Source organism: Streptomyces sp. NPDC048643, from assembly GCF_040650615.1.
GTDB lineage: Bacteria > Actinomycetota > Actinomycetes > Streptomycetales > Streptomycetaceae > Streptomyces.
Window position 1 is genome coordinate 1 of record NZ_JBEZHO010000002.1, and the last position, 18,405, is coordinate 18,405.

Here is an 18,405-nt window from a genome sequence, read left to right on the forward strand (position 1 = left end):
CCGCAACCGACTGGGTTCGTGAGGACGCGGGTGCAAAAGACCGGTGCTGTGTCGCGGGGGGGCAGGCCCCGCCGGGCACCGCACGGTTGACTCGGGGGATGAGCAACAACGGGGAGCCCGACGACCATTGCCGCGGCACCGCGGACGGCGCGGGCGGGCGGCGCGGCCAGGCCGAGCGCGACGCCGTCACCGTCGAGATCGGATACGCCCTGGCCAGCGCGGCGTTCGTCGCAGCCGTCGCCTTCGGGGTCGTCGCCGGACCCGCCCTCTTCCTGGACCTGTCGCGGGGCACCGTACGCGCGCTCGTCACCTCGGGCGGCGGCCTGGCCGCCGCCGTGTTCGCGCTCCGGGTGGCCACGGTGCTGTTCCGTTTCCACGGCGCGGGCGCGGCCGCTCAGCCCAGCCAGCCCGGGCGCACCAGGCCCGACTCGTAGGCCAGGACGACCAGTTGCGCGCGGTCGCGGGCGCCCAGTTTCACCATCGTGCGGCTGACGTGGGTCTTGGCCGTGAGGGGGCTGACGACCAGACGGCGGGCGATCTCGTCGTTCGAGAGACCGATGCCCACCAGTGCCATCACCTCCCTTTCGCGGTCGGTGAGTTCGGCGAGCGAGGCGACCGATTCGGGTTCCTTCGAGCGCGCCGCGAACTCGGCGATCAGCCGCCGCGTCACGCCGGGCGAGAGCAGGGCGTCGCCGCCGACCACCGCCCGCACGGCGCGCAGGAGTTCCTCGGGCTCGGTGTCCTTGACGAGGAAGCCGGAGGCGCCGGAACGGATCGCCTCGAAGACGTACTCGTCGAGTTCGAAGGTGGTGAGCATGACGACCTTCACGTCCCGCAGACCGGCCTCTCCGGTGATGCGACGGGTCGCGGCCAGGCCGTCCAGAACGGGCATCCGGATGTCCATCAGAACGACGTCCGGGCGCAGTTCCCGCACGGTACGCAACGCCTCCTCACCGTCGGCTGCCTCCCCGGCCACCTCGATGTCCGGCTGCGCGTCGAGCAGGGCCTTGAACCCGGCCCGGACCAACGACTGGTCGTCGGCGAGCAGTACGCGGATCACCGGGCCTCCTTGGCCTTCCAGGGCAGCACCGCCAGCACACGGAACCCTCCGTCGTCGCGCGGTCCCGCCTCGATCGTGCCACCCAGGGCCGCCGCGCGCTCCCGCATCCCGGCCAGGCCGTTGCCGCTGCCGCCCGCTTCCACGCCGGTGGCCGGCCCGTCGTCGTCGATCAGCAGCCGCAGCACGTCCTCCACGTGATCGAGCCGCACGCGCGCGTGCCGCGACCCCGAGTGCCGTACGACGTTGGTGAGTGCCTCCTGGACGATGCGGAACGCGGCCAGGTCGGTCCCGGGCGCCGACGCGGGAGCCTCCCCCCGGACGTCGACCGTCAGGCCGGCACGCGCCGCCTGCTCGACCAGCTCGGGCAGCCGGTCGAGTCCGGGCGCCGGAGTGCGTGGTGCCTCGCCCGGCGCGCGCAGGGTGCCGAGCACCTGGCGCACCTCGCCGAGGGCCTCCTTGCTGGCCGCCTTGATGGTGGTGAGCGCGGTCCGCGCCTGCTCGGGGTCGGAGTCGAGGAGGGCGAGACCCACACCGGCCTGGACGTTGATCACCGAGATGCTGTGGGCGAGTACGTCGTGCAGTTCCCGGGCGATCCGCAGCCGCTCCTCGTCCGCGCGGCGCCGGGCCGCCTGCGCCCGCTCGGCCCGTTCACGGGCCCACTGCTCACGGCGCACCCGGACCAGTTCCGACAGGGCCACGACGGCCACCACCCAGGTCGCGACGCCGACCTCCTGCATCCAGGACGGCGGACGGTCACCCGTCGGCGGCAGCCAGCGGTACAGCCAGTGCGACACCAGCAGGTGCCCCGCCCAGAGCAGCCCGATGGCGGTCCAGGCGGCCTTGCGGTGGCCCGCGACGACCGCACTGAAACAGCCCACGGCGACGGGCAGGAAGACCGGCCCGTACGGGTAGCCCGCGGCGACGTAGACCAGGGCGACCGCGGCCGTGCCGAACGCGACCGCCACCGGGTACCGCTGCCGCCAGAGCAGCAGACCGGAGCCCGTCACCAGCAGCACCCGCGCGAAGACGTCCAGACCGAGCCGGTCGCCGTGCTGGGCGTGGGCGGCGAAGGTCGAACCGAGCAGCACGAAGGCGGTCAGCAGCAGCGTGGAACGCCACGGCCACCGCGCGCCGCGCCCCTCCTCGCTCCAGCGGTCCCACCCGGGCGGTCCGTGCCACCGCCACGGCGGACCACCCCCCGTCGGGGCCTCGGGCGTGCGCTGCTCTTCCATGACCGTCACGCTAGACGGCCGGGCACACGGGCGGCGTCCGCCGGGCGAGGTGATCACCCGTACTCCCCCAGGAGTACGGCACGACGCCCGACGGGAGTGCGACACCCGGGAACCGCCTCGACGGACGCTGGGTCGGCACCGGGTACGGCCCCGGCCCGGATCAGCCGTCCCGGGCGGTTCAGGCGGCGGTGCCCGGCTCCGGATGGACGAGGCCCACGTCGTGCGCGAGCCTCCCCACCGCCTGCCGGAAGAACGGCTCGCGGTCCTCGACGACCCGGTTGAACTGGCCGAACAGTTCGAAACCGATCAGCCCGTAGAGCTGCGCCCACGCGGCGACCAGCGGGACGATCACGTCGGGCGGCAGGTCGGCCGCGAGATCCGCCGACATCCGCCGCGCCTCGGCCGTCAGATCCGCGGGCAGCTTGGTACGGGCCACTCCCTTGCCTCGGTAGGCGTCCCGCACCACTCCGATCAGCAGCAGACCGACCCGGGAGGCGGCCGGCACGGTCTCCTGCGGCGCGACGTAACCGGGGACGGGCGACCCGTAGATGAGCGCGTACTCGTGCGGATGCTCCAGCGCCCAGCGCCGGGCCGCCAGACACACGGCGATCCAGCGGTCCCGGGGGCCGGCGTCGGCAACGGCGGCGTGCGCTCCCTCGGCAGCCTCGCCGAGGGAGTCGTAGGCGTCGATGATGAGGGCCGTCAGCAGGTCGTCACGGCTGGGGAAGTAGCGGTAGAGCGCCGAGGAGACCATGCCGAGTTCGCGGGCCACGGCCCGCAGGGAGAGCTTTGCGGCGCCGTCCGCGGCAAGCTGTCTGCGTGCCTCGTCCTTGATGGCCGCGGTGACCTCGATCCTGGCTCGGGCGCGTGCCCCTCGTGCGGTACTCATGTCGGGCAGTCTCCCACGTTTTCAGAGCAGTGCACACAAACGAGAGCAGCGCTCCGTGAGGGGATCACCGCTCCAGATCAGAACGGGCGCTCTAAATCGAGAGCGGTGAACAAAAACGAGAGCGGTGCTCTTGCTTTCGGTCACCCTTCTCCTGCAGACTTACCTCAAGCGAGAGCAGTGCTCACAAAAGAGAGCGGCGCTCCCACCATCGATCTCGAGGGGTCACCGTGTCGACACATGTCCAGAAGCCCGGCTGGTTCACCGTCAACGTCCTCAACCGTGCCGTGGCCTGGACGACCAGGCGGGGCCTCAGCGTCTGGGGTTCCCGGGTGCTGGCCGTCCGTGGCCGCAAGAGCGGTGAGTGGCGCACGACGCCGGTCAACCTGCTCACCGTCGACGGGAAGCAGTACCTCGTGGCTCCCCGCGGTCACGTCCAGTGGACGCACAACATGCGGGCGGCGGGCGGCGGTGAGCTGCGCCTCGGCAAGAAGGTGGAGCCCTTCACCGCCGTCGAGGTCACCGACGACGAGAAGGTCCCGCTGCTGCGCGCCTACCTCAAGCGCTGGAAGGCCGAGGTCGGTGTGTTCTTCGGCGGTGTCGGCCCCGACTCGTCCGACGAGGAACTGCGCCGCATCGCTCCCGACCACCCGGTCTTCCGGATCGCGGTCGGGAGCTGACGCCGGCCGACGCGACTATCCCTCCGCGGCCTTGGGCTCCGCGTCCTGGCCCTCGGCGTCCCGGCCCTCGGCGACCTTGGAGTCCGCGTCCTTGGCCTCGACGCCCTGCGGCACGCGGTCGAGAGCGCTCAGGGCACGCCCGACCATCGGACGCGACCGCACGATCTCGCCCAGCGTCGTGGAACCGCGGGTGATCCCCGCGAAGGCCTTCCACACGGGGCGGACACCGGTGAGCCCCGCGTGGAACACGCCGGGGCGGCGCTCGAAGGCGGCCAGCAGACGCTTGCCGACGCTCATCTCGACGCCGAGACCCGCCTTGATCGCGAACGCGTAGTTCAGTGCCTGGCGCCGGGCGTCGACGGCGTCGTGCGCCTCGGCGATCCGCACCGCCCACTCCCCCGCCAGCCGGCCGGAGCGCAGCGCGAACGAGATGCCCTCGCGGGTCCACGGTTCGAGCAGTCCCGCCGCGTCGCCGCAGACGAGCACCCGGCCGCGCGACAGCGGCGAGTCGTCGGCGCGGCAGCGCGTCAAGTGACCCGAGGAGACGGACGGTTCGAAGCCGGCGAGGCCGAGCCGGGCGATGAAGTCCTCCAAGTACCGCTTGGTGGCGGCCCCTTCACCGCGGGCGGAGATGACGCCGACGGTGAGGGTGTCCCCCTTGGGGAAGACCCATCCGTAGCTTCCGGGCATGGGGCCCCAGTCGATCAGGACGCGGCCCCGCCAGTCCTCGGCGACCGTCTCCGGCACCGGGATCTCGGCCTCCAGGCCCAGGTCGACCTGGTCGAGCTTCACCCCCACGTGTGCCCCTATGCGGCTGGCACTGCCGTCGGCGCCGACCACCGCGCGCGCCAGGACGGTCTCGCCGCCCTGCAGGACCACGGCGACGGTGCGCCGGTCCGGCACGGCCGAGCCGTGCTGCTCGACGCGGGACACCGTGGCGCCGGTGCGCAGTTCGGCGCCCGCCTTCTGGGCGTACTCGACGAGCTGCTGGTCGAACTCGGGCCGGTTGATCAGCCCGAACAGCATCTGCCGGGATCGCCGCGTACGGGCGAACCTGCCGTCCATCGAGAAGGTGACCGCGTGTACCCGGTCCTTGAACGGCAGCTCGAAGCCGGGTGGCAGGGCGTCCCGGGAGGGACCGATGATGCCGCCGCCGCATGTTTTGTAGCGGGGCAGTTCGGCTTTCTCCAGGAGCAGGACACTGCGTCCCGCGACCGCTGCCGCGTAGGCGGCCGAAGCGCCCGCGGGCCCCGCGCCGACGACTACGACGTCCCACACCTGCTGCCCGTCGTCCGCCGCACGCCGCACGTCGTCCGCCGAAGAGTTCTCGCTGCTCACGTTGGTCTACTGCTCCCAGTCCAGCCGTCTGCCGCACCTGTCCCCCGCATCCTACGGCGGGCATCGCCGCAGGCCACTGTGGGAGGATCGGCAGCGCACCCGTCCTGCACACCAGGACGTGTGCACGCATCACCGATCACTTGTACACAGAAGTACAACGTCGCACCTACGAGGAGCGTGCCCATGTCGTCGAATCCGGTCGCCGAGACCGTCGCCTCGCTCATGCCCCGGGCGAAGGCGGAGCTCACCGAGCTGGTGGCCTTCAAGTCGGTGGCGGACTTCGACCAGTATCCGAGGAGCGAGAGCGAGGGTGCGGCGAACTGGATCGCCGACGCGCTGCGTTCCGAGGGCTTCGAGGACGTGGCGCTGCTGGACACCCCGGACGGCACCCAGTCCGTGTACGGCTACCTCCCGGGCCCGGAGGGCGCCAAAACGGTTCTGCTGTATGCGCACTACGACGTGCAGCCGCCGCTGGACGAAGCGGCCTGGGCGACCCCGCCGTTCGACCTGGTGGAGCGCGACGGCCGCTGGTACGGGCGGGGCAGCGCCGACTGCAAGGGCGGGGTCATCATGCACCTGCTGGCCTTGCGCGCGCTGAAGGCGAACGGCGGCGTGCCCGTGCACGTCAAGGTGATCGTCGAGGGGTCCGAGGAGCAGGGCACCGGCGGCCTGGAGCGGTACGCCGAGGAGCACCCCGAGCTGCTCACCGCCGACACCATCGTCATCGGCGACGCGGGCAACTTCCGGGCGGGTCTCCCGACGGTCACCGCGACCCTGCGCGGCATGACCCTCGTACGGGTTCAGGTGGACACCCTGGAAGGGAACCTGCACTCGGGCCAGTTCGGCGGTGCGGCACCCGACGCCCTGGCCGCGCTGATCCGCCTACTGGACTCGCTGCGGGACCAGGACGGCTCGACGACCGTCGACGGTCTCGACGCCGACTCCGTGTGGGACGGTCTGCAGTACGAGGACCAGGCGTTCCGCGAGGACGCCAAGGTCCTCGACGGGGTGGAGCTGATCGGCTCCGGCACGGTCGCCGACCGCCTCTGGGCCCGTCCGTCCGTGACCGTCCTCGGGATCGACTGCCCGCCGGTCGTGGGCGCGACGCCGTCCGTGCAGGCGGGCGCCAGGGCGCTCGTGAGCCTGCGGGTGCCGCCGGGCGTGGACGCCGGCGAGGCGACGAAGCTCCTCCAGGCGCACATCGAGGCGCACACGCCGTGGGGCGCGCGCGTCAGCACCGAACAGATCGGCCAGGGCCAGGCGTTCCGCGCCGACACCTCCAGCCCGGCGTACGCGTCGATGGCCGCGGCCATGGCCGTCGCCTACCCGGGCCAGGAGATGCAGTCCTCGGGCATGGGCGGCTCGATCCCGCTGTGCAACACCCTCGCCTCGCTGTACCCGGAGACGGAGATCCTGCTCATCGGCCTGAGCGAGCCGGAGGCGCAGATCCACGCGGTGAACGAGAGCGTCTCCCCGGACGAACTGGAGCGGCTGTCCGTCTCCGAGGCCCTGTTCCTGCAGAACTACGCGGCGAGCTGACCCACGCGCCGGGACCGGAGGGCCCGCACCACACACCGCGGGCCCTCCGCGTTGCCTCGGCGGAGCACCGGACCGGCACCGGGGCAGCGCGCCGCGCCAACCGGCCGCGGCTGAGCCGCCGTTGCCGGCCGCCGTCCGTGCGGCGGCACCTCACCACACCGGGACGACGGCCCCGCCGCTCTGCCGTCGGGTCCCGGCGGGGGGCGGGGGCGGGATGCCCACGGCGATCCGGCCGGGGTGGCGGCCGGGGGCTCTCGTGCGGTGTCAGCCGAGGGGGATGCCGGCCTCCAGGTAGAGCGCGGCGCCGCGCTCGCGGGCACGCAGCGCCCAGCGGAGCCGTTCGTAGCGGACGGGCGGCAGGAGGTCGGCCGCCTCCTGCTCGGTGACGAAGCGCCACTCGCGCAGTTCGGGGCCCGGCAACAGCAGCCCGCGCGCGGCCTGTTCGTCGAGGCGGCCGCCGTCGAAGAGGAGCCGCAGGCCGCCGTAGCCGGGCGGCGCGGGAGACTCCCAGTCGATGACGAGGAGCGTGGGCACCTCGTCCAGGACGAGACCGGTCTCCTCGGTGACCTCGCGCATCCCGGCGCGGGCGGGGGCCTCTCCGGCCTCGACGACCCCGCCGGGGAACTCCCAGCCGGCCTTGTACGTGGGATCGACGAGCAGGAAGCGGTCGTGCTCGTCGAAGAGGAGCACCCCGGCGGCGACCGTCTCGGCGGTGGGTTCCGGGGTCTGCACGATGTCGCACACGGGCGCGTCCCCGGCGCGCACGGCGTCGGCGATACGGACGGCGGTGTCGTACGGGGTGAGCGCGCTGGTGTCCACGGGGTGGGCGTCGGCGGTGAGCCAGCCGAGCGCGGCCCGGTAGGGCTCGATGTGGTCGTAGGACCACTGGCGCACACGCGTCTCCCCCTCCCCGTCGGGCTCGGGGGGCACCTCGCGCCCGGCTATTCGCTCGCGCAGGATCGTTTCCGCCGGGGCGAGGAGCACGTGGTGCACGGGAATGCGGCGAGCGGCGAGGCCGCCGAAGATCTCGTCCCGGTACTCCTGGCGGAGCAGGGTCATGGGGACGACGAGGACGCCCCCCAGTTCGGCGAGCATCGCGGCCGCCGTGTCGACCACGAGTCGGCGCCAGATCGGCAGGTCCTGGAAGTCGCCGACCTCGGCGAGGTGTTTGGCGGGGAGCAGGTGCGTGAGTGCGCCCCCGACGACCTCGGGGTCGAAGAGCGTGCTGTTCGGGATCAGCTCGATCAGTTCCCGTGCGGTGGCGGTCTTTCCCGCACCGAACGCACCGTTGATCCAGACGATCACGATTCCCCCTCTTCTGTTGGCCCCCTGAGGCTTGCCCGCTCCACCCTGCCACGGAAACCAGCCGCTGATGAGGGGCCCAGACGGCGTGGCGCCGGTGTCCCCGCCCTGGGGACACCGGCGCCTGGGATCCGGGTGTTCAGCTGTTCTGGCCGCCCAGGGCCCCTTCGTCGACCGCCAGGCTGTCGCTGCCGACGGTGTGGTCGACGGCGCTGAGCGTGTCGTTGACGTTGAGGTCGCTCAGGGCGTCCGCGTCCAGGGCGTGCGACGGGGTGATCGCCGCGACGACGAACCCGGTGGCGAGGGAGGCGATGGCGAGCATGCTGCGCTTCTTCATGCCCGGTTCAACTCCGAAGGCGGGGAGGGGGTCACGGGTGGATCACCTTCCGCGTCCGGCCCCGGTGGCGATCGACGCGCGCCCTCGGCTCATCGGGTGATGCGATCACACACCTTCCAACAGAGTCCGACAGGTCCTACCGTAAACGCGCACCATTGTCGCGGACATGAAGAGACCCCAACTGTCGCGAGTTCGGAGGAACGTAACGATGCGTCACCTTCACACCCGCACCACCCCCACACCCACCCCCACGCCCCCGCGCACCCCCACGCCCACGAGAGCCCGAACAGCCCGCGCCGCTCGCGCGCCGCACCTGGGCCGCACCAGACTGGCCGCAGCGCTGGCCACGGGTCTGTTGTGCGCGGCCGGCCTGACCACGCCCGCGCTCGCCGCGCCGGGCGGCGCGACCTCGGCGGCCCCCGCCGCGCGGACCACCTCCCCCACGTCCGCGGACGGGCTCGCCCTCACCCCGCCGATGGGCTTCAACAACTGGAACTCCACGCACTGCCGGGCCGAGTTCGACCAGGACATGGTCGAGGGGATCGCCGACCTCTTCGTGGAGAAGGGGCTCAAGGACGCGGGCTACCAGTACGTCAACCTGGACGACTGCTGGGCGCTGCCGTCCCGGGACGCGAACGGCAAGCTCGTGCCGGACCCCGTGCGGTTCCCGGGCGGGATCAAGGCGGTCGCCGACTACGTGCACGCCAAGGGGCTCAAGCTGGGCATCTACACCAGCGCCGGCACCAAGACCTGCGACAGCGTCGGATTTCCCGGTGCCCTCGGCCATGAGTACAGCGACGCGCAGCAGTTCGCGGACTGGGGCGTCGACTACCTCAAGTACGACAACTGCAACAACCAGGGCGTGGACGCGAGATCGCGGTACACCACCATGCGCGACGCGTTGCGGGCCACGGGCCGGCCGATCGTCTACAGCATCTGCGAATGGGGCGAGAACAAGCCCTGGGAGTGGGCCTCGGACGTCGGGCACCTGTGGCGCACGACCGGTGACATCAGCGACAGCTGGGGCTCGATGCTCTCGATCCTCAAGCAGAACCTGCCGCTCGCCCCGTACGCCGGACCGGGGCACTGGAACGACCCGGACATGCTGGAGGTCGGCAACGGCGGCATGACGGACACGGAGTACCGCTCGCACTTCTCCCTGTGGTCGGTCATGGCGGCACCGCTGCTCATCGGCTCCGACCTGCGCACCGCCTCCGCCGCGACCTTCGACATCCTCGGCAACAAGGAGGTCGTCGCGGTCGACCAGGACCCACTGGGCAAGCAGGGCGCGGTCGTCTCCTCGACGGAGGGGCGCTGGGTCGTCGCCAAGGAGATGCGGGACGGGAGCCGTACGGTGGCGCTGTTCAACGAGTCGGGCACGGCGCAGCGCATCGCGACGACCGCGGCCGCCGTCGGGCTGCCGGGTGCGGACGCCTACACGCTGCGCGATCTGTGGCGGCACCGAAGCTCGAACACTGCGGGCACGATCGCGGCCACCGTCCCGGCGCACGGCACCGTCCTCGTCCGGGTCTCCGCGGACCCCGCATGGGCCAAGAACCCGCCCGCCGTCGAACTGGGCCTGGAGGGACGCCCGTTGGTCGAGGCGGGCAGAACGGCCACGCTGACGTCTGTGGTGACCGACCTCGGACGCACGTCCGCGACCCGGGTGGCGGTGACGCTGCGCGGCCCCGCCGGCTGGACGGTCGCCGCGACGGGTCCGACGACCGCGGCCTCGCTGCCCACGGGGCGCTCCCTGCGGACGAAGTGGCGGGTCACGGCGCCCGCGGGGACGGCGGCCGGGTCGTACGACCTCACCCTGAAGGCGGTCCACCGCTCGCCGACCGGGATCGTCGCCGACACCGAACTGCCGGTGCGTGCCTCCGTGGTGGTGGCTCCGCCGTCGGGCACCTCCGGGCTCGGGGACCTGCCCTGGCTCTCGACGACCAACGGCTGGGGGCCGGTCGAGCGCGACACGAGCAACGGCGAGGAGGGCTCGGGCGACGGAGGGACCCTCACCATCGACGGCGTGAGCTACGCCCGAGGACTGGGCGTGCACGCCGAGAGCACGGTCGAGTACTACACCGGCACGGCCTGCGAGCGGGTCACCGCCGACGTCGGGCTCGACGACGAGAAGGGCGCCAAGGGCACGGTCGCCTTCGAGATCTGGGCCGACGGCACGAAGGTCGCCTCCACCGGCGTCCTGACCAACGCGATGCCGGCGCAGGCTCTCACCGCGGACGTGACCGGCGCCCAAGTGGTCCGGCTGGTCGTCACGGACGGCGGCGACGGCATCGACTCGGACCACGCCGACTGGGCCGACGCGAAGCTCAGTTGCTGAGGTCCGTCGCCCTGTCCGGCCCAACTCCCCTATGCGAAGGGTGTCGTGGTCCCGGTGACGGGACCACGACGGTCAGACGTGGGCCGCGCCCGTGCTCGCCTTGCGGGTGAGCGCGGCCGAGGCGGCGCCGACCAGACCGGCGTCCGTGCCCATCAGCGCGGGCGCCACGGTCAGCCGCTGGACGAAGGAGAGCGTCGCGTAGTCGGCCAGCGCCTTGCGCAGCGGGGTGAACAGCACGTCGCCGGCCTTGCCGACGCCGCCGCCGATCACCGCGATGTCGATCTCCACGAGGGTCGCGGTCGCCGCGATACCCGCGGCGAGGGCCTGCGCGGCCCGCTCGAAGGAGGCCACGGCCACCGGGTCGCCCGCACGGGCCGCCTCGGCCACCGCTGCGGCGGAGGTGTCACCGTCGGGGCCGGGCTGCCAGCCGCCCTCCATCGCACGGCGAGCGATGTTGGGGCCGCTCGCGATGCGCTCGACACAGCCGCGGGAGCCGCAGGGGCAGAGATCGCCGTCCAGGTCGACGCTGATGTGCCCGATGTGACCGGCGTTGCCGGTGGGGCCGGGGTGCAGCCGGCCGTTCAGTACGAGGCCGCCGCCCACGCCGGTGGACACCACCATGCAGAGCGCGTTGTCGTGACCGCGGGCAGCGCCCTGCCAGTGCTCGGCCGCGGTGATGGCGACGCCGTCGCCGATCAGCTCGACGGGGAGTCCTCCGGCCGCCTTGGCGGCCCGCTCGACCAGCGGGTAGCCGCGCCAGCCGGGCACGTTCACGGGGCTCACCGTGCCCGCCGAGGCGTCGACCGGACCCGCGCTGCCGATACCGAGGGCACCGGCCCTGCCCCACAGCGGGGAGTCGGACAGCTCGCCGATCACGTCCTCGACGGCCCGCATCACGGTGTCGCCGTCCTCCTGCGCGGGCGTCGCGCGCTGCGCGCGCACCAGGATCCGGCCGTGGCCGTCCACCAGCGCTCCGGCGATCTTGGTGCCGCCGATGTCGAGCGCGGCCACGAGGTCGGTGTGCATCAGAGTCAGATCTCCCATGGGGTGTCGTGACGGACCCGCCGCGCCGCGGGTCCGGGTGCCTGTCTCCGGCCGAAAACCGAGCAGGATCGGACCCCGTCGTTCGCCGCGCGGCAGGCGTCCGCGGACGACGGGAACCGTGCGCCCTGGGGAAGACGCAGGCCGGAGATTGCGGTGGACAGTGTCTCCCGCATCTGACAACGTTGTCCAGGCTCTATGCTCGACGCCACATCCTCATACAACCCCATGGACCTACGCATCCCCGTGGACGACAGGACAGGACAGCACATCGTGGCCGAGACCGCCCGCCGATCCGAGAACCGCTACGGCAATCGTCCGACCATGAAGGACGTGGCGGCGCGTGCGGGAGTCGGCCTGAAGACGGTCTCCCGTGTGGTGAACGGCGAGCCCGGCGTCACCCCCGACACCGAGCGGCGTGTCCAGGAGGCCATCGACGCCCTGGGGTTCCGGCGCAACGACAGCGCACGGGTGCTCCGCAAGGGCCGCACCGCGAGCATCGGTCTCGTCCTGGAGGACCTCGCCGACCCCTTCTACGGACCGCTGAGCCGCGCGGTCGAGGAGGTGGCCCGGGCCCACGGCGCTCTGCTGATCAACGGTTCCAGCGCCGAGGACCCGGACCGCGAGCAGGAACTGGTCCTCGCCCTGTGCGCGCGCCGTGTGGACGGGCTGGTCGTCATCCCGGCCGGCGACGACCACCGCTACCTGGAGCCGGAGATAAAGGCGGGCGTCGCCACGGTCTTCGTGGACCGCCCCGCCGGGAGGATCGACGCCGACGTCGTCCTGTCCGACAGCTTCGGCGGGGCCCGCGACGGCGTCGCCCACCTCATCGCGCACGGACACCGCAGCATCGGCTTCATCGGCGACATGCCGCGCATCCACACGGCGGCCGAGCGCCTGCGCGGCTACCGGGCCGCCATGGAGGACGCCGGGATAGTCGTCGAGGACGGCTGGATGTCCCTCGGCGTCACCGACCCGCAGCGGGTGCGCGAGGCGGCCGAGACGATGCTCTCGGGCCCCTCCCCCGTCACCGCGGTCTTCGCCGGCAACAACCGTGTCACCGTGACCGTCGTCCGCGTGATCGCCGAACGCGGCCGTCCCGTGGCGCTCGTCGGCTTCGACGACATCGAGCTCGCCGACCTGCTGGAGCCGGGCGTCACGGTCGTCGCCCAGGACGCCGCCGCCCTCGGCCGCACGGCGGCCGACCGCCTCTTCCGCCAGCTCGACGGCACCCTGCTCGCCCCGGAGCGGATCGAACTCCCGACGCGGCTCATCACCCGCGGCTCGGGGGAACTGCGGCCCGTGCGCTGAGGGCGACGACGTCGAGCGGGACACGGCGAAGGCGCGGCACCTCTGGAGGTACCGCGCCTTCGGTGTCAACGGGGTTCACACCGGGCGGCCGATCGCACGCATGGGGGACCGTCCGCCTCCTACTGCCCCGAGATCGTCAGGTCTCCCCGTCGCGGCGACGCGAAGGCCTCCAGGTCGGCTCGGGTCTGACCGGTCGCGCGGGCGACCTCGGCGATGTCGAGGGCGCCGCAGTCGAGACCGCGCAGCAGGTAACCGCTGAGGGCCTTGGCGGTGGCGGGCTCGTCCATGACGTCGCCGCCCGCGTGGTTGGCGTAGCGGGCGAGGCGGGCGGCGGCCTGCTCGAAGCCCTCCCGGTAGAAGGCGAAGACGGCCGCGTAGCGGGTGGGGATGTGACCGGGGTGCATGTCCCAGCCCTGGTAGTAGGCGCGGGCCAGGGCGCGCCGGGTGAGGCCGTAGTGCAGGCGCCAGGCGTCGTGCACCTTCTGGGTGGTGCCGACGGGCAGGACGTTGGTGGAGCCGTCCGAGACGCGGACCCCGGTGCCCGCGGCGGCGACCTGCATGATCGCCTTGGCGTGGTCGGCGGCCGGGTGGTCGCTGGCCTGGTAGGCGGCGGAGACGCCGAGGCAGGCGCTGTAGTCGAAGGTGCCGTAGTGCAGGCCCGTGGCGCGGCCCTCGGCGGCCTGGATCATCCGGGCGACGGTCGCGGTGCCGTCGGTGGCGAGGATGGACTGGCTCGTCTCGATCTGGATCTCGAAGCCGATCCGGCCGGGCTCCAGGCCGCGCGCCTTCTCGAACTGCTCCAGGAGCCGGACCATCGCGGTGACCTGCTCGGGGTACGTCACCTTGGGCAGGGTGAGGACCAGCCCCTCGGGCAGGCCGCCGGCCTCCATCAGGCCGGTCAGGAAGATGTCGAGGGTGCGGATGCCCCGGTCGCGTACCGGTGCCTCCATGCACTTCATACGGATGCCCATGTACGGGGCGGCGGTGCCGTTCTCGTAGGCGTCGGCGATCAGCCGGGCGGCGCGGGCCGCCGTGGCGTCCTCCTCGGCGTCCGGGCGCGGGCCGTAGCCGTCCTCGAAGTCGACGCGCAGGTCCTCGACGGGTTCACGCTCCAGCTTCGCGCGGACGCGGTCGTACACGGGCCCGGCGAGTTCGTCGGACAGGCCGAGGACCGCGGCGAAGGAGGCGGCGTCGGGGGCGTGTTCGTCGAGGGCCGCGAGGGCGCGGTCGCCCCAGCTGCGGAGGGTGTCGGCGGCGAACGCGTCGCCGGGGACGTACACGGTGTGGACGGGCTGGCGGGTGCCGGGGTCCCCGGGGTAACGGCGCTCCAGTTCCGCGTCGACCGGGGCGAGGGAGGCGCTGATCTCCTCGCTGACGGCTCCCGCGAGGCTCGTCGCCACCTTCTCCTGCTGGCCCTGACCCATTCCACACCCTCCTGTTTTCCGCACTACGGAATCAACAATCCGTAGAGCGAAGTTATCCGGCGAGCTTCTCGCGGGTCAACACCCTCTTGGATCCTGGGACACGGCCGCGGCCCGCGCGCCCGGCCTCCCCAGGATGCACCGAGGCCCCCGGGACCGGCGCGCGGTCACGGGGGCCTCGTGGAGCACGGAGCGATCAGCCCTTGCGGGACTTGATCTCCTCGGTGAGCTGCGGGACGACCTCGAAGAGGTCGCCGACCACGCCGTAGTCGACGAGGTCGAAGATCGGCGCCTCGGCGTCCTTGTTGATCGCGACGATCGTCTTCGACGTCTGCATGCCCGCGCGGTGCTGGATCGCGCCGGAGATGCCGGAGGCGATGTAGAGCTGCGGCGAGACGGACTTGCCGGTCTGGCCCACCTGGTTGGTGTGCGGGTACCAGCCGGCGTCGACCGCGGCACGCGAGGCGCCGACGGCGGCACCGAGCGAGTCGGCGAGGCCCTCGATGACCGAGAAGTTGTCCGCGCCGTTGACGCCACGGCCGCCGGAGACGACGATCGCGGCCTCGGTCAGCTCGGGGCGGCCGGTCGACTCGCGCGGGGTGCGCGAGGTGACCTTGGTACCGGTGGCCTTGTCGGAGAACGAGACCGCGAGGGCCTCGACGGTGCCGGCGGCCGGCGCGGCCTCCACGGCGGCCGAGTTCGGCTTGACCGTGATGACCGGGGTGCCCTTGGAGATGCGGGACTTGGTGGTGTACGAGGCGGCGAACGCGGACTGCGTGGCGACCGGGCCCTCGGCGCCGGCCTCCAGGTCGACGGCGTCGGTGATGATGCCGGAACCGATACGGACCGCGAGGCGGGCCGCGATCTCCTTGCCCTCGGCGGAGGACGGCACGAGCACGGCGGCCGGGGAGACGGCCTCGTACGCGGCCTGGAGCGCGTCGACCTTCGGCACGACCAGGTAGTCGGCGTACTCGGCGGCGTCGTGCGTGAGGACCTTCACCGCGCCGTGCTCGGCGAGCGCGGCGGCGGTGTTCTCGGCACCGGAGCCGAGGGCGACCGCGACGGGCTCACCGATGCGGCGGGCCAGCGTCAGCAGTTCCAGGGTGGGCTTGCGGACGGCACCGTCCACGTGGTCGACGTAGACGAGAACTTCAGCCATGGGGATGCTCTCCTGCGGATTGCGAAGTCTGAGGGGCGGTAAGCGGGGTGGGCCTCGGCCGCTGTGCCGGTCCGGGGACGCGCCCCGGACCCACGGCGACTAGATGAACTTCTGGCCCGCGAGGAACTCGGCGAGCTGCTTGCCGCCCTCGCCCTCGTCCTTGACGATCGTGCCCGCGGTGCGCGCGGGACGAGCGGTGGCGGTGTCGACCTTGGTCCAGGCGCCTTCGAGACCGACCTCGTCCGCCTCGATCTCCAGGTCCTCGAGGTCCCAGGACTCCACCGGCTTCTTCTTCGCGGCCATGATGCCCTTGAAGGACGGGTAACGCGCCTCGCCCGACTGGTCGGTCACCGACACGACCGCGGGGAGGGAGGCCTCCAGCGACTCGGAGGCGGTGTCGCCGTCACGGCGGCCCGTGACCACGCCGTTCTCGACCGACACCTCGGAGAGCAGCGTGACCTGCGGGACACCGAGACGCTCGGCCAGCAGCGCCGGCACGATGCCCATCGTGCCGTCGGTGGACGCCATACCGGAGATGACCAGGTCGTAGCCGGCCTTCTCGATGGCCTTGGCCAGCACCAGCGAGGTCCCCACGGCGTCGGTGCCGTGCAGGTCGTCGTCCTCCACGTGGATGGCCTTGTCGGCACCCATGGACAGCGCCTTGCGCAGGGCGTCCTTGGCATCCTCGGGGCCGACGGTCAGCACGGTGATCTCGGCGTCGTCCGCGCCATCGGCGATCTGCAGCGCCTGCTCGACGGCGTACTCGTCGAGTTCGGACAGCAGGCCGTCCACGTCGTCACGGTCGACGGTCAGGTCATCGGCGAAGTGCCGGTCGCCAGTGGCGTCGGGCACGTACTTCACAGTGACAACGATCCTCAAGCTCACGCCGGCTCTCCTACTGCATCGTCATTTCTGGGCTGCCTTCTTTCAGGCAGCATAGGCGCCTGAAGCGGGCGATCCCGGTCGGGGCGGCCCGCGCTCCGAACGAAATATTACTCGCCAGTACATCCATTGGGTGCCCACTAAGCAAGCGCTTTGAACTGTGACCTTCGCAACGCTGTGTAACCGGTGAGTAGAACCGGCGAGTAGCGCTGCCCGACCTCAGTCGCGCAGGCCGTTGAAACGCCCCTGGTGGTAAAGGAGCGGGCCGCCCTCGCCCGAGGCGTCGCCGACGACGACCTCCGCCAGCACGATCCGGTGGTCCCCGGCCGGCACCCGCGCCACGACCCGGCACACCAGCCAGGCCAGGACACCGTCGAGGACGGGAACTCCCTCGGGGCCCTTACGCCAACGGGTGGGCGCGCCGAACCGGTCGGCCCCGCTCAGCGCGAAGGTGGCGGCCAGGTCCTGCTGGTGCTCGCCGAGTATGTGGACGCCGACGTGGTCGGACTCCGCCACCGCGGGCCAGCTGGAGGCACCGGTGCCGATACCGAACGAGACGACCGGAGGCGCGGCCGAGACCGAGGTGAGCGAGGTGGCGGTGAAGCCGACCGGGCCCCGTGGACCGGAGGCGGTGATCACGGCCACTCCGGCCGCGTGCCGACGGAAGACGGAGCGCAGCAGGTCCGGGGAGGCGAGACGGGCGGTGCCGAGGCCGGGGGTGGCCGACATGGAGTTGTCCTTCTGCGAGGGCTGACGTGGAAGTCCCACCGCCCGGGCGGAGCCGGGTGCGGGGAGGGGTCCGTGGCTGCTCAACAGCCCGGACAGCGCGCACTCGCGGTGCGGGCCAGATCCACTGGGAGACACTCGTGGAGAAGGAGTTCCGGGGGCATACGGTCAGGCTGACGATAGGTGGTGCGTGCAGTCAAGTGCGCACGGGGATCTGCGAGATGCCTCACCATGATCGCCACCGTTCAGACGGCCTCTCCCAGCGCGGCGATGACGTCCGCCTTGCGCGGCTGTCCCGTCGCCCGCCGCACGATCCGGCCGTCCGCGTCGAGGACGAGGACGGTGGGCGTCTTGAGGATGCCGAGATCGCGTACGAGGTCGAGGTGGTCCTCCGCGTCGATCTCGACGTGCGACACGCCGGGGACCATGTCGGCCACCTCGCCGAGGACCCGCCGGGTCGCCCGGCAGGGGGAGCAGAAGGCGCTGGAGAACTGCACGAGGGTGGCCCGTTCGCCGAGCCCCTCCCCCAACTCCGCCGCGCCGAGCAGTTTTCCGTCGTCGCGCCCGCGCACTGTCACCCTCCCGCTCCGCCGCCGGTGCAGCACTCCGTACACGCTCGCCAGCGCGAGCACCGCCAGGCACACCACAAGTCCGGTCATCACATGCACAAGCATTCATGAGACCGCATTGATTCCCGGCGTCGAGCACTGCCCGGCATACGGAATCCTTGAATCATGGACATTGATGTGAGGGGACCGCGTTTCGGCGCGGTCGTGACGACGGTCGTCCTGGCGGCCACGCTCATCACCGGGAGCACGTGGCTGCTGGCCTGGCAGACGCTGGCGTTCGCGCTGGGCGCCTCGGGCGGCGTGGCGCGCTCTCCGTACGGCTGGCTCTTCCGGAAGGTGGTGCGGCCGCGGCTCGGACCGCCGAAACAGTTCGAGGCGCCGGAGCCGCCGCAGTTCGCGCAGGCGGTGGGACTCGTCTTCGCGGTGGTCGGACTGATCGGCTTCACCGCCGGCCCGCAGTGGCTGGGTCTCGCGGCGACCGGGTGCGCGCTCGCGGCGGCGTTTCTCAATGCGGCGTTCGGGTACTGCCTGGGGTGCGAGATGTACCTGCTCGTGCGGCGCGTGACGGTACGCGCGGAGTAAAG

The 18,405-nt window shown here is 72.1% G+C and carries 18 protein-coding genes; 6 read left to right on the plus strand and 12 right to left on the minus strand.

Going from position 1 to position 18,405, the window contains the following annotated elements; genetic code table 11:
- Positions 1-98: 98 nt before the first annotated feature.
- Positions 99-434, plus strand: a complete 336-nt coding sequence (locus tag AB0C62_RS01855) for a DUF6332 family protein (protein ID WP_362969126.1) — start codon at positions 99-101, stop codon at positions 432-434.
- Here AB0C62_RS01855 and AB0C62_RS01860 read toward each other — a convergent pair.
- From AB0C62_RS01860 to AB0C62_RS01870, 3 genes are all read right to left on the minus strand, one after another.
- A complete protein-coding gene (locus AB0C62_RS01860) occupies positions 395-1,060 on the minus strand; it encodes a response regulator transcription factor (protein WP_362969127.1) in 666 nt (221 codons plus the stop codon). The two genes, AB0C62_RS01855 and AB0C62_RS01860, sit on opposite strands and share 40 nt — an antisense overlap.
- Positions 1,057-2,292, minus strand: coding sequence for a sensor histidine kinase (locus tag AB0C62_RS01865; protein WP_362969128.1), 1,236 nt, complete (start codon positions 2,290-2,292; stop codon positions 1,057-1,059). Before AB0C62_RS01865 ends, AB0C62_RS01860 begins: the two co-directional genes overlap by 4 nt.
- A 178-nt stretch (positions 2,293-2,470) precedes the next feature.
- On the minus strand, positions 2,471-3,181 hold the full coding sequence (locus AB0C62_RS01870) for a TetR/AcrR family transcriptional regulator (protein WP_362969129.1): 711 nt from the start codon (positions 3,179-3,181) through the stop codon (positions 2,471-2,473).
- Positions 3,182-3,408: 227 nt separating this feature from the next.
- Here AB0C62_RS01870 and AB0C62_RS01875 point away from each other — a divergent pair, with 227 nt between their 5' ends.
- Positions 3,409-3,858 carry a nitroreductase family deazaflavin-dependent oxidoreductase gene (locus AB0C62_RS01875; protein WP_362969130.1) on the plus strand — a complete coding sequence of 150 codons (450 nt, stop codon included), beginning with the start codon at positions 3,409-3,411 and terminating at the stop codon, positions 3,856-3,858.
- Between the two features lie 15 nt (positions 3,859-3,873).
- Here AB0C62_RS01875 and AB0C62_RS01880 read toward each other — a convergent pair whose 3' ends face one another.
- Positions 3,874-5,196: a geranylgeranyl reductase family protein gene (locus AB0C62_RS01880; RefSeq protein WP_362969131.1), complete on the minus strand. Its 1,323-nt coding sequence runs from the start codon at positions 5,194-5,196 to the stop codon at positions 3,874-3,876.
- Positions 5,197-5,379: 183 nt separating this feature from the next.
- Here AB0C62_RS01880 and AB0C62_RS01885 point away from each other — a divergent pair, with 183 nt between their 5' ends.
- Positions 5,380-6,735, plus strand: a complete 1,356-nt coding sequence (locus tag AB0C62_RS01885) for a dipeptidase (protein ID WP_362969132.1) — start codon at positions 5,380-5,382, stop codon at positions 6,733-6,735.
- 264 nt (positions 6,736-6,999) lie between these two features.
- Here AB0C62_RS01885 and AB0C62_RS01890 read toward each other — a convergent pair whose 3' ends face one another.
- Positions 7,000-8,043: an NUDIX domain-containing protein gene (locus AB0C62_RS01890; RefSeq protein ID WP_362969451.1), complete on the minus strand. Its 1,044-nt coding sequence runs from the start codon at positions 8,041-8,043 to the stop codon at positions 7,000-7,002.
- 133 nt (positions 8,044-8,176) lie between these two features.
- Entirely contained in the window at positions 8,177-8,374 is a 198-nt protein-coding gene (locus AB0C62_RS01895) for a hypothetical protein (RefSeq protein ID WP_355883619.1), read from the minus strand.
- 328 nt (positions 8,375-8,702) lie between these two features.
- Between AB0C62_RS01895 and AB0C62_RS01900 the strand changes: the two genes are divergently transcribed.
- On the plus strand, positions 8,703-10,712 hold the full coding sequence (locus AB0C62_RS01900) for an NPCBM/NEW2 domain-containing protein (RefSeq protein WP_362969452.1): 2,010 nt from the start codon (positions 8,703-8,705) through the stop codon (positions 10,710-10,712).
- A 72-nt stretch (positions 10,713-10,784) separates the two neighbouring features.
- Here the strand turns inward: AB0C62_RS01900 and AB0C62_RS01905 are convergent, their stop codons facing one another.
- Entirely contained in the window at positions 10,785-11,738 is a 954-nt protein-coding gene (locus AB0C62_RS01905) for an ROK family protein (protein ID WP_362969453.1), read from the minus strand.
- Positions 11,739-11,981: 243 nt separating this feature from the next.
- Here AB0C62_RS01905 and AB0C62_RS01910 point away from each other — a divergent pair, with 243 nt between their 5' ends.
- Complete coding sequence (locus AB0C62_RS01910; RefSeq protein WP_362969133.1) at positions 11,982-13,064, plus strand: LacI family DNA-binding transcriptional regulator; 1,083 nt, start codon at positions 11,982-11,984, stop codon at positions 13,062-13,064.
- A 119-nt stretch (positions 13,065-13,183) separates the two neighbouring features.
- Here the strand turns inward: AB0C62_RS01910 and AB0C62_RS01915 are convergent, their stop codons facing one another.
- The 5 genes from AB0C62_RS01915 to AB0C62_RS01935 all read right to left on the minus strand — a co-directional run bounded on the left by AB0C62_RS01915 (position 13,184) and on the right by AB0C62_RS01935 (position 17,911).
- A complete protein-coding gene (locus AB0C62_RS01915) occupies positions 13,184-14,488 on the minus strand; it encodes an aldolase/citrate lyase family protein (protein ID WP_362969134.1) in 1,305 nt (434 codons plus the stop codon).
- 193 nt (positions 14,489-14,681) lie between these two features.
- Positions 14,682-15,644, minus strand: a complete 963-nt coding sequence (locus tag AB0C62_RS01920) for an electron transfer flavoprotein subunit alpha/FixB family protein (protein ID WP_362969135.1) — start codon at positions 15,642-15,644, stop codon at positions 14,682-14,684.
- A 99-nt stretch (positions 15,645-15,743) separates the two neighbouring features.
- Positions 15,744-16,529 carry an electron transfer flavoprotein subunit beta/FixA family protein gene (locus AB0C62_RS01925; protein WP_362969136.1) on the minus strand — a complete coding sequence of 262 codons (786 nt, stop codon included), beginning with the start codon at positions 16,527-16,529 and terminating at the stop codon, positions 15,744-15,746.
- 216 nt (positions 16,530-16,745) lie between these two features.
- A complete protein-coding gene (locus AB0C62_RS01930) occupies positions 16,746-17,255 on the minus strand; it encodes a flavin reductase family protein (protein WP_362969137.1) in 510 nt (169 codons plus the stop codon).
- 242 nt (positions 17,256-17,497) lie between these two features.
- Positions 17,498-17,911 (minus strand): thioredoxin family protein, encoded by a 414-nt coding sequence (locus AB0C62_RS01935; RefSeq protein ID WP_362969138.1) that lies wholly within the window; start codon positions 17,909-17,911, stop codon positions 17,498-17,500.
- A gap of 75 nt (positions 17,912-17,986) precedes the next feature.
- On the opposite strand from AB0C62_RS01935, the gene AB0C62_RS01940 reads away from it, so the two are divergent.
- On the plus strand, positions 17,987-18,403 hold the full coding sequence (locus AB0C62_RS01940; protein ID WP_362969139.1) for a DUF4395 domain-containing protein: 417 nt from the start codon (positions 17,987-17,989) through the stop codon (positions 18,401-18,403).
- Positions 18,404-18,405: the final 2 nt, after the last annotated feature.

Excerpts from the sequence above, each read along its gene's own strand:
- AB0C62_RS01855 (WP_362969126.1), top strand. The coding sequence starts at position 99 with ATGAGCAACAACGGGGAGCCCGACGACCATTGCCGCGGCACCGCGGAC.
- AB0C62_RS01865 (WP_362969128.1), bottom strand. The coding sequence starts at position 2,292 with ATGGAAGAGCAGCGCACGCCCGAGGCCCCGACGGGGGGTGGTCCGCCG.
- AB0C62_RS01870 (WP_362969129.1), bottom strand. The coding sequence starts at position 3,181 with ATGAGTACCGCACGAGGGGCACGCGCCCGAGCCAGGATCGAGGTCACC.
- AB0C62_RS01885 (WP_362969132.1), top strand. The coding sequence starts at position 5,380 with ATGTCGTCGAATCCGGTCGCCGAGACCGTCGCCTCGCTCATGCCCCGG.
- AB0C62_RS01895 (WP_355883619.1), bottom strand. The coding sequence starts at position 8,374 with ATGAAGAAGCGCAGCATGCTCGCCATCGCCTCCCTCGCCACCGGGTTC.
- AB0C62_RS01905 (WP_362969453.1), bottom strand. The coding sequence starts at position 11,738 with ATGCACACCGACCTCGTGGCCGCGCTCGACATCGGCGGCACCAAGATC.
- AB0C62_RS01910 (WP_362969133.1), top strand. The coding sequence starts at position 11,982 with ATGGACCTACGCATCCCCGTGGACGACAGGACAGGACAGCACATCGTG.
- AB0C62_RS01915 (WP_362969134.1), bottom strand. The coding sequence starts at position 14,488 with ATGGGTCAGGGCCAGCAGGAGAAGGTGGCGACGAGCCTCGCGGGAGCC.
- AB0C62_RS01920 (WP_362969135.1), bottom strand. The coding sequence starts at position 15,644 with ATGGCTGAAGTTCTCGTCTACGTCGACCACGTGGACGGTGCCGTCCGC.
- AB0C62_RS01930 (WP_362969137.1), bottom strand. The coding sequence starts at position 17,255 with ATGTCGGCCACCCCCGGCCTCGGCACCGCCCGTCTCGCCTCCCCGGAC.
- AB0C62_RS01935 (WP_362969138.1), bottom strand. The coding sequence starts at position 17,911 with ATGACCGGACTTGTGGTGTGCCTGGCGGTGCTCGCGCTGGCGAGCGTG.
- AB0C62_RS01940 (WP_362969139.1), top strand. The coding sequence starts at position 17,987 with ATGGACATTGATGTGAGGGGACCGCGTTTCGGCGCGGTCGTGACGACG.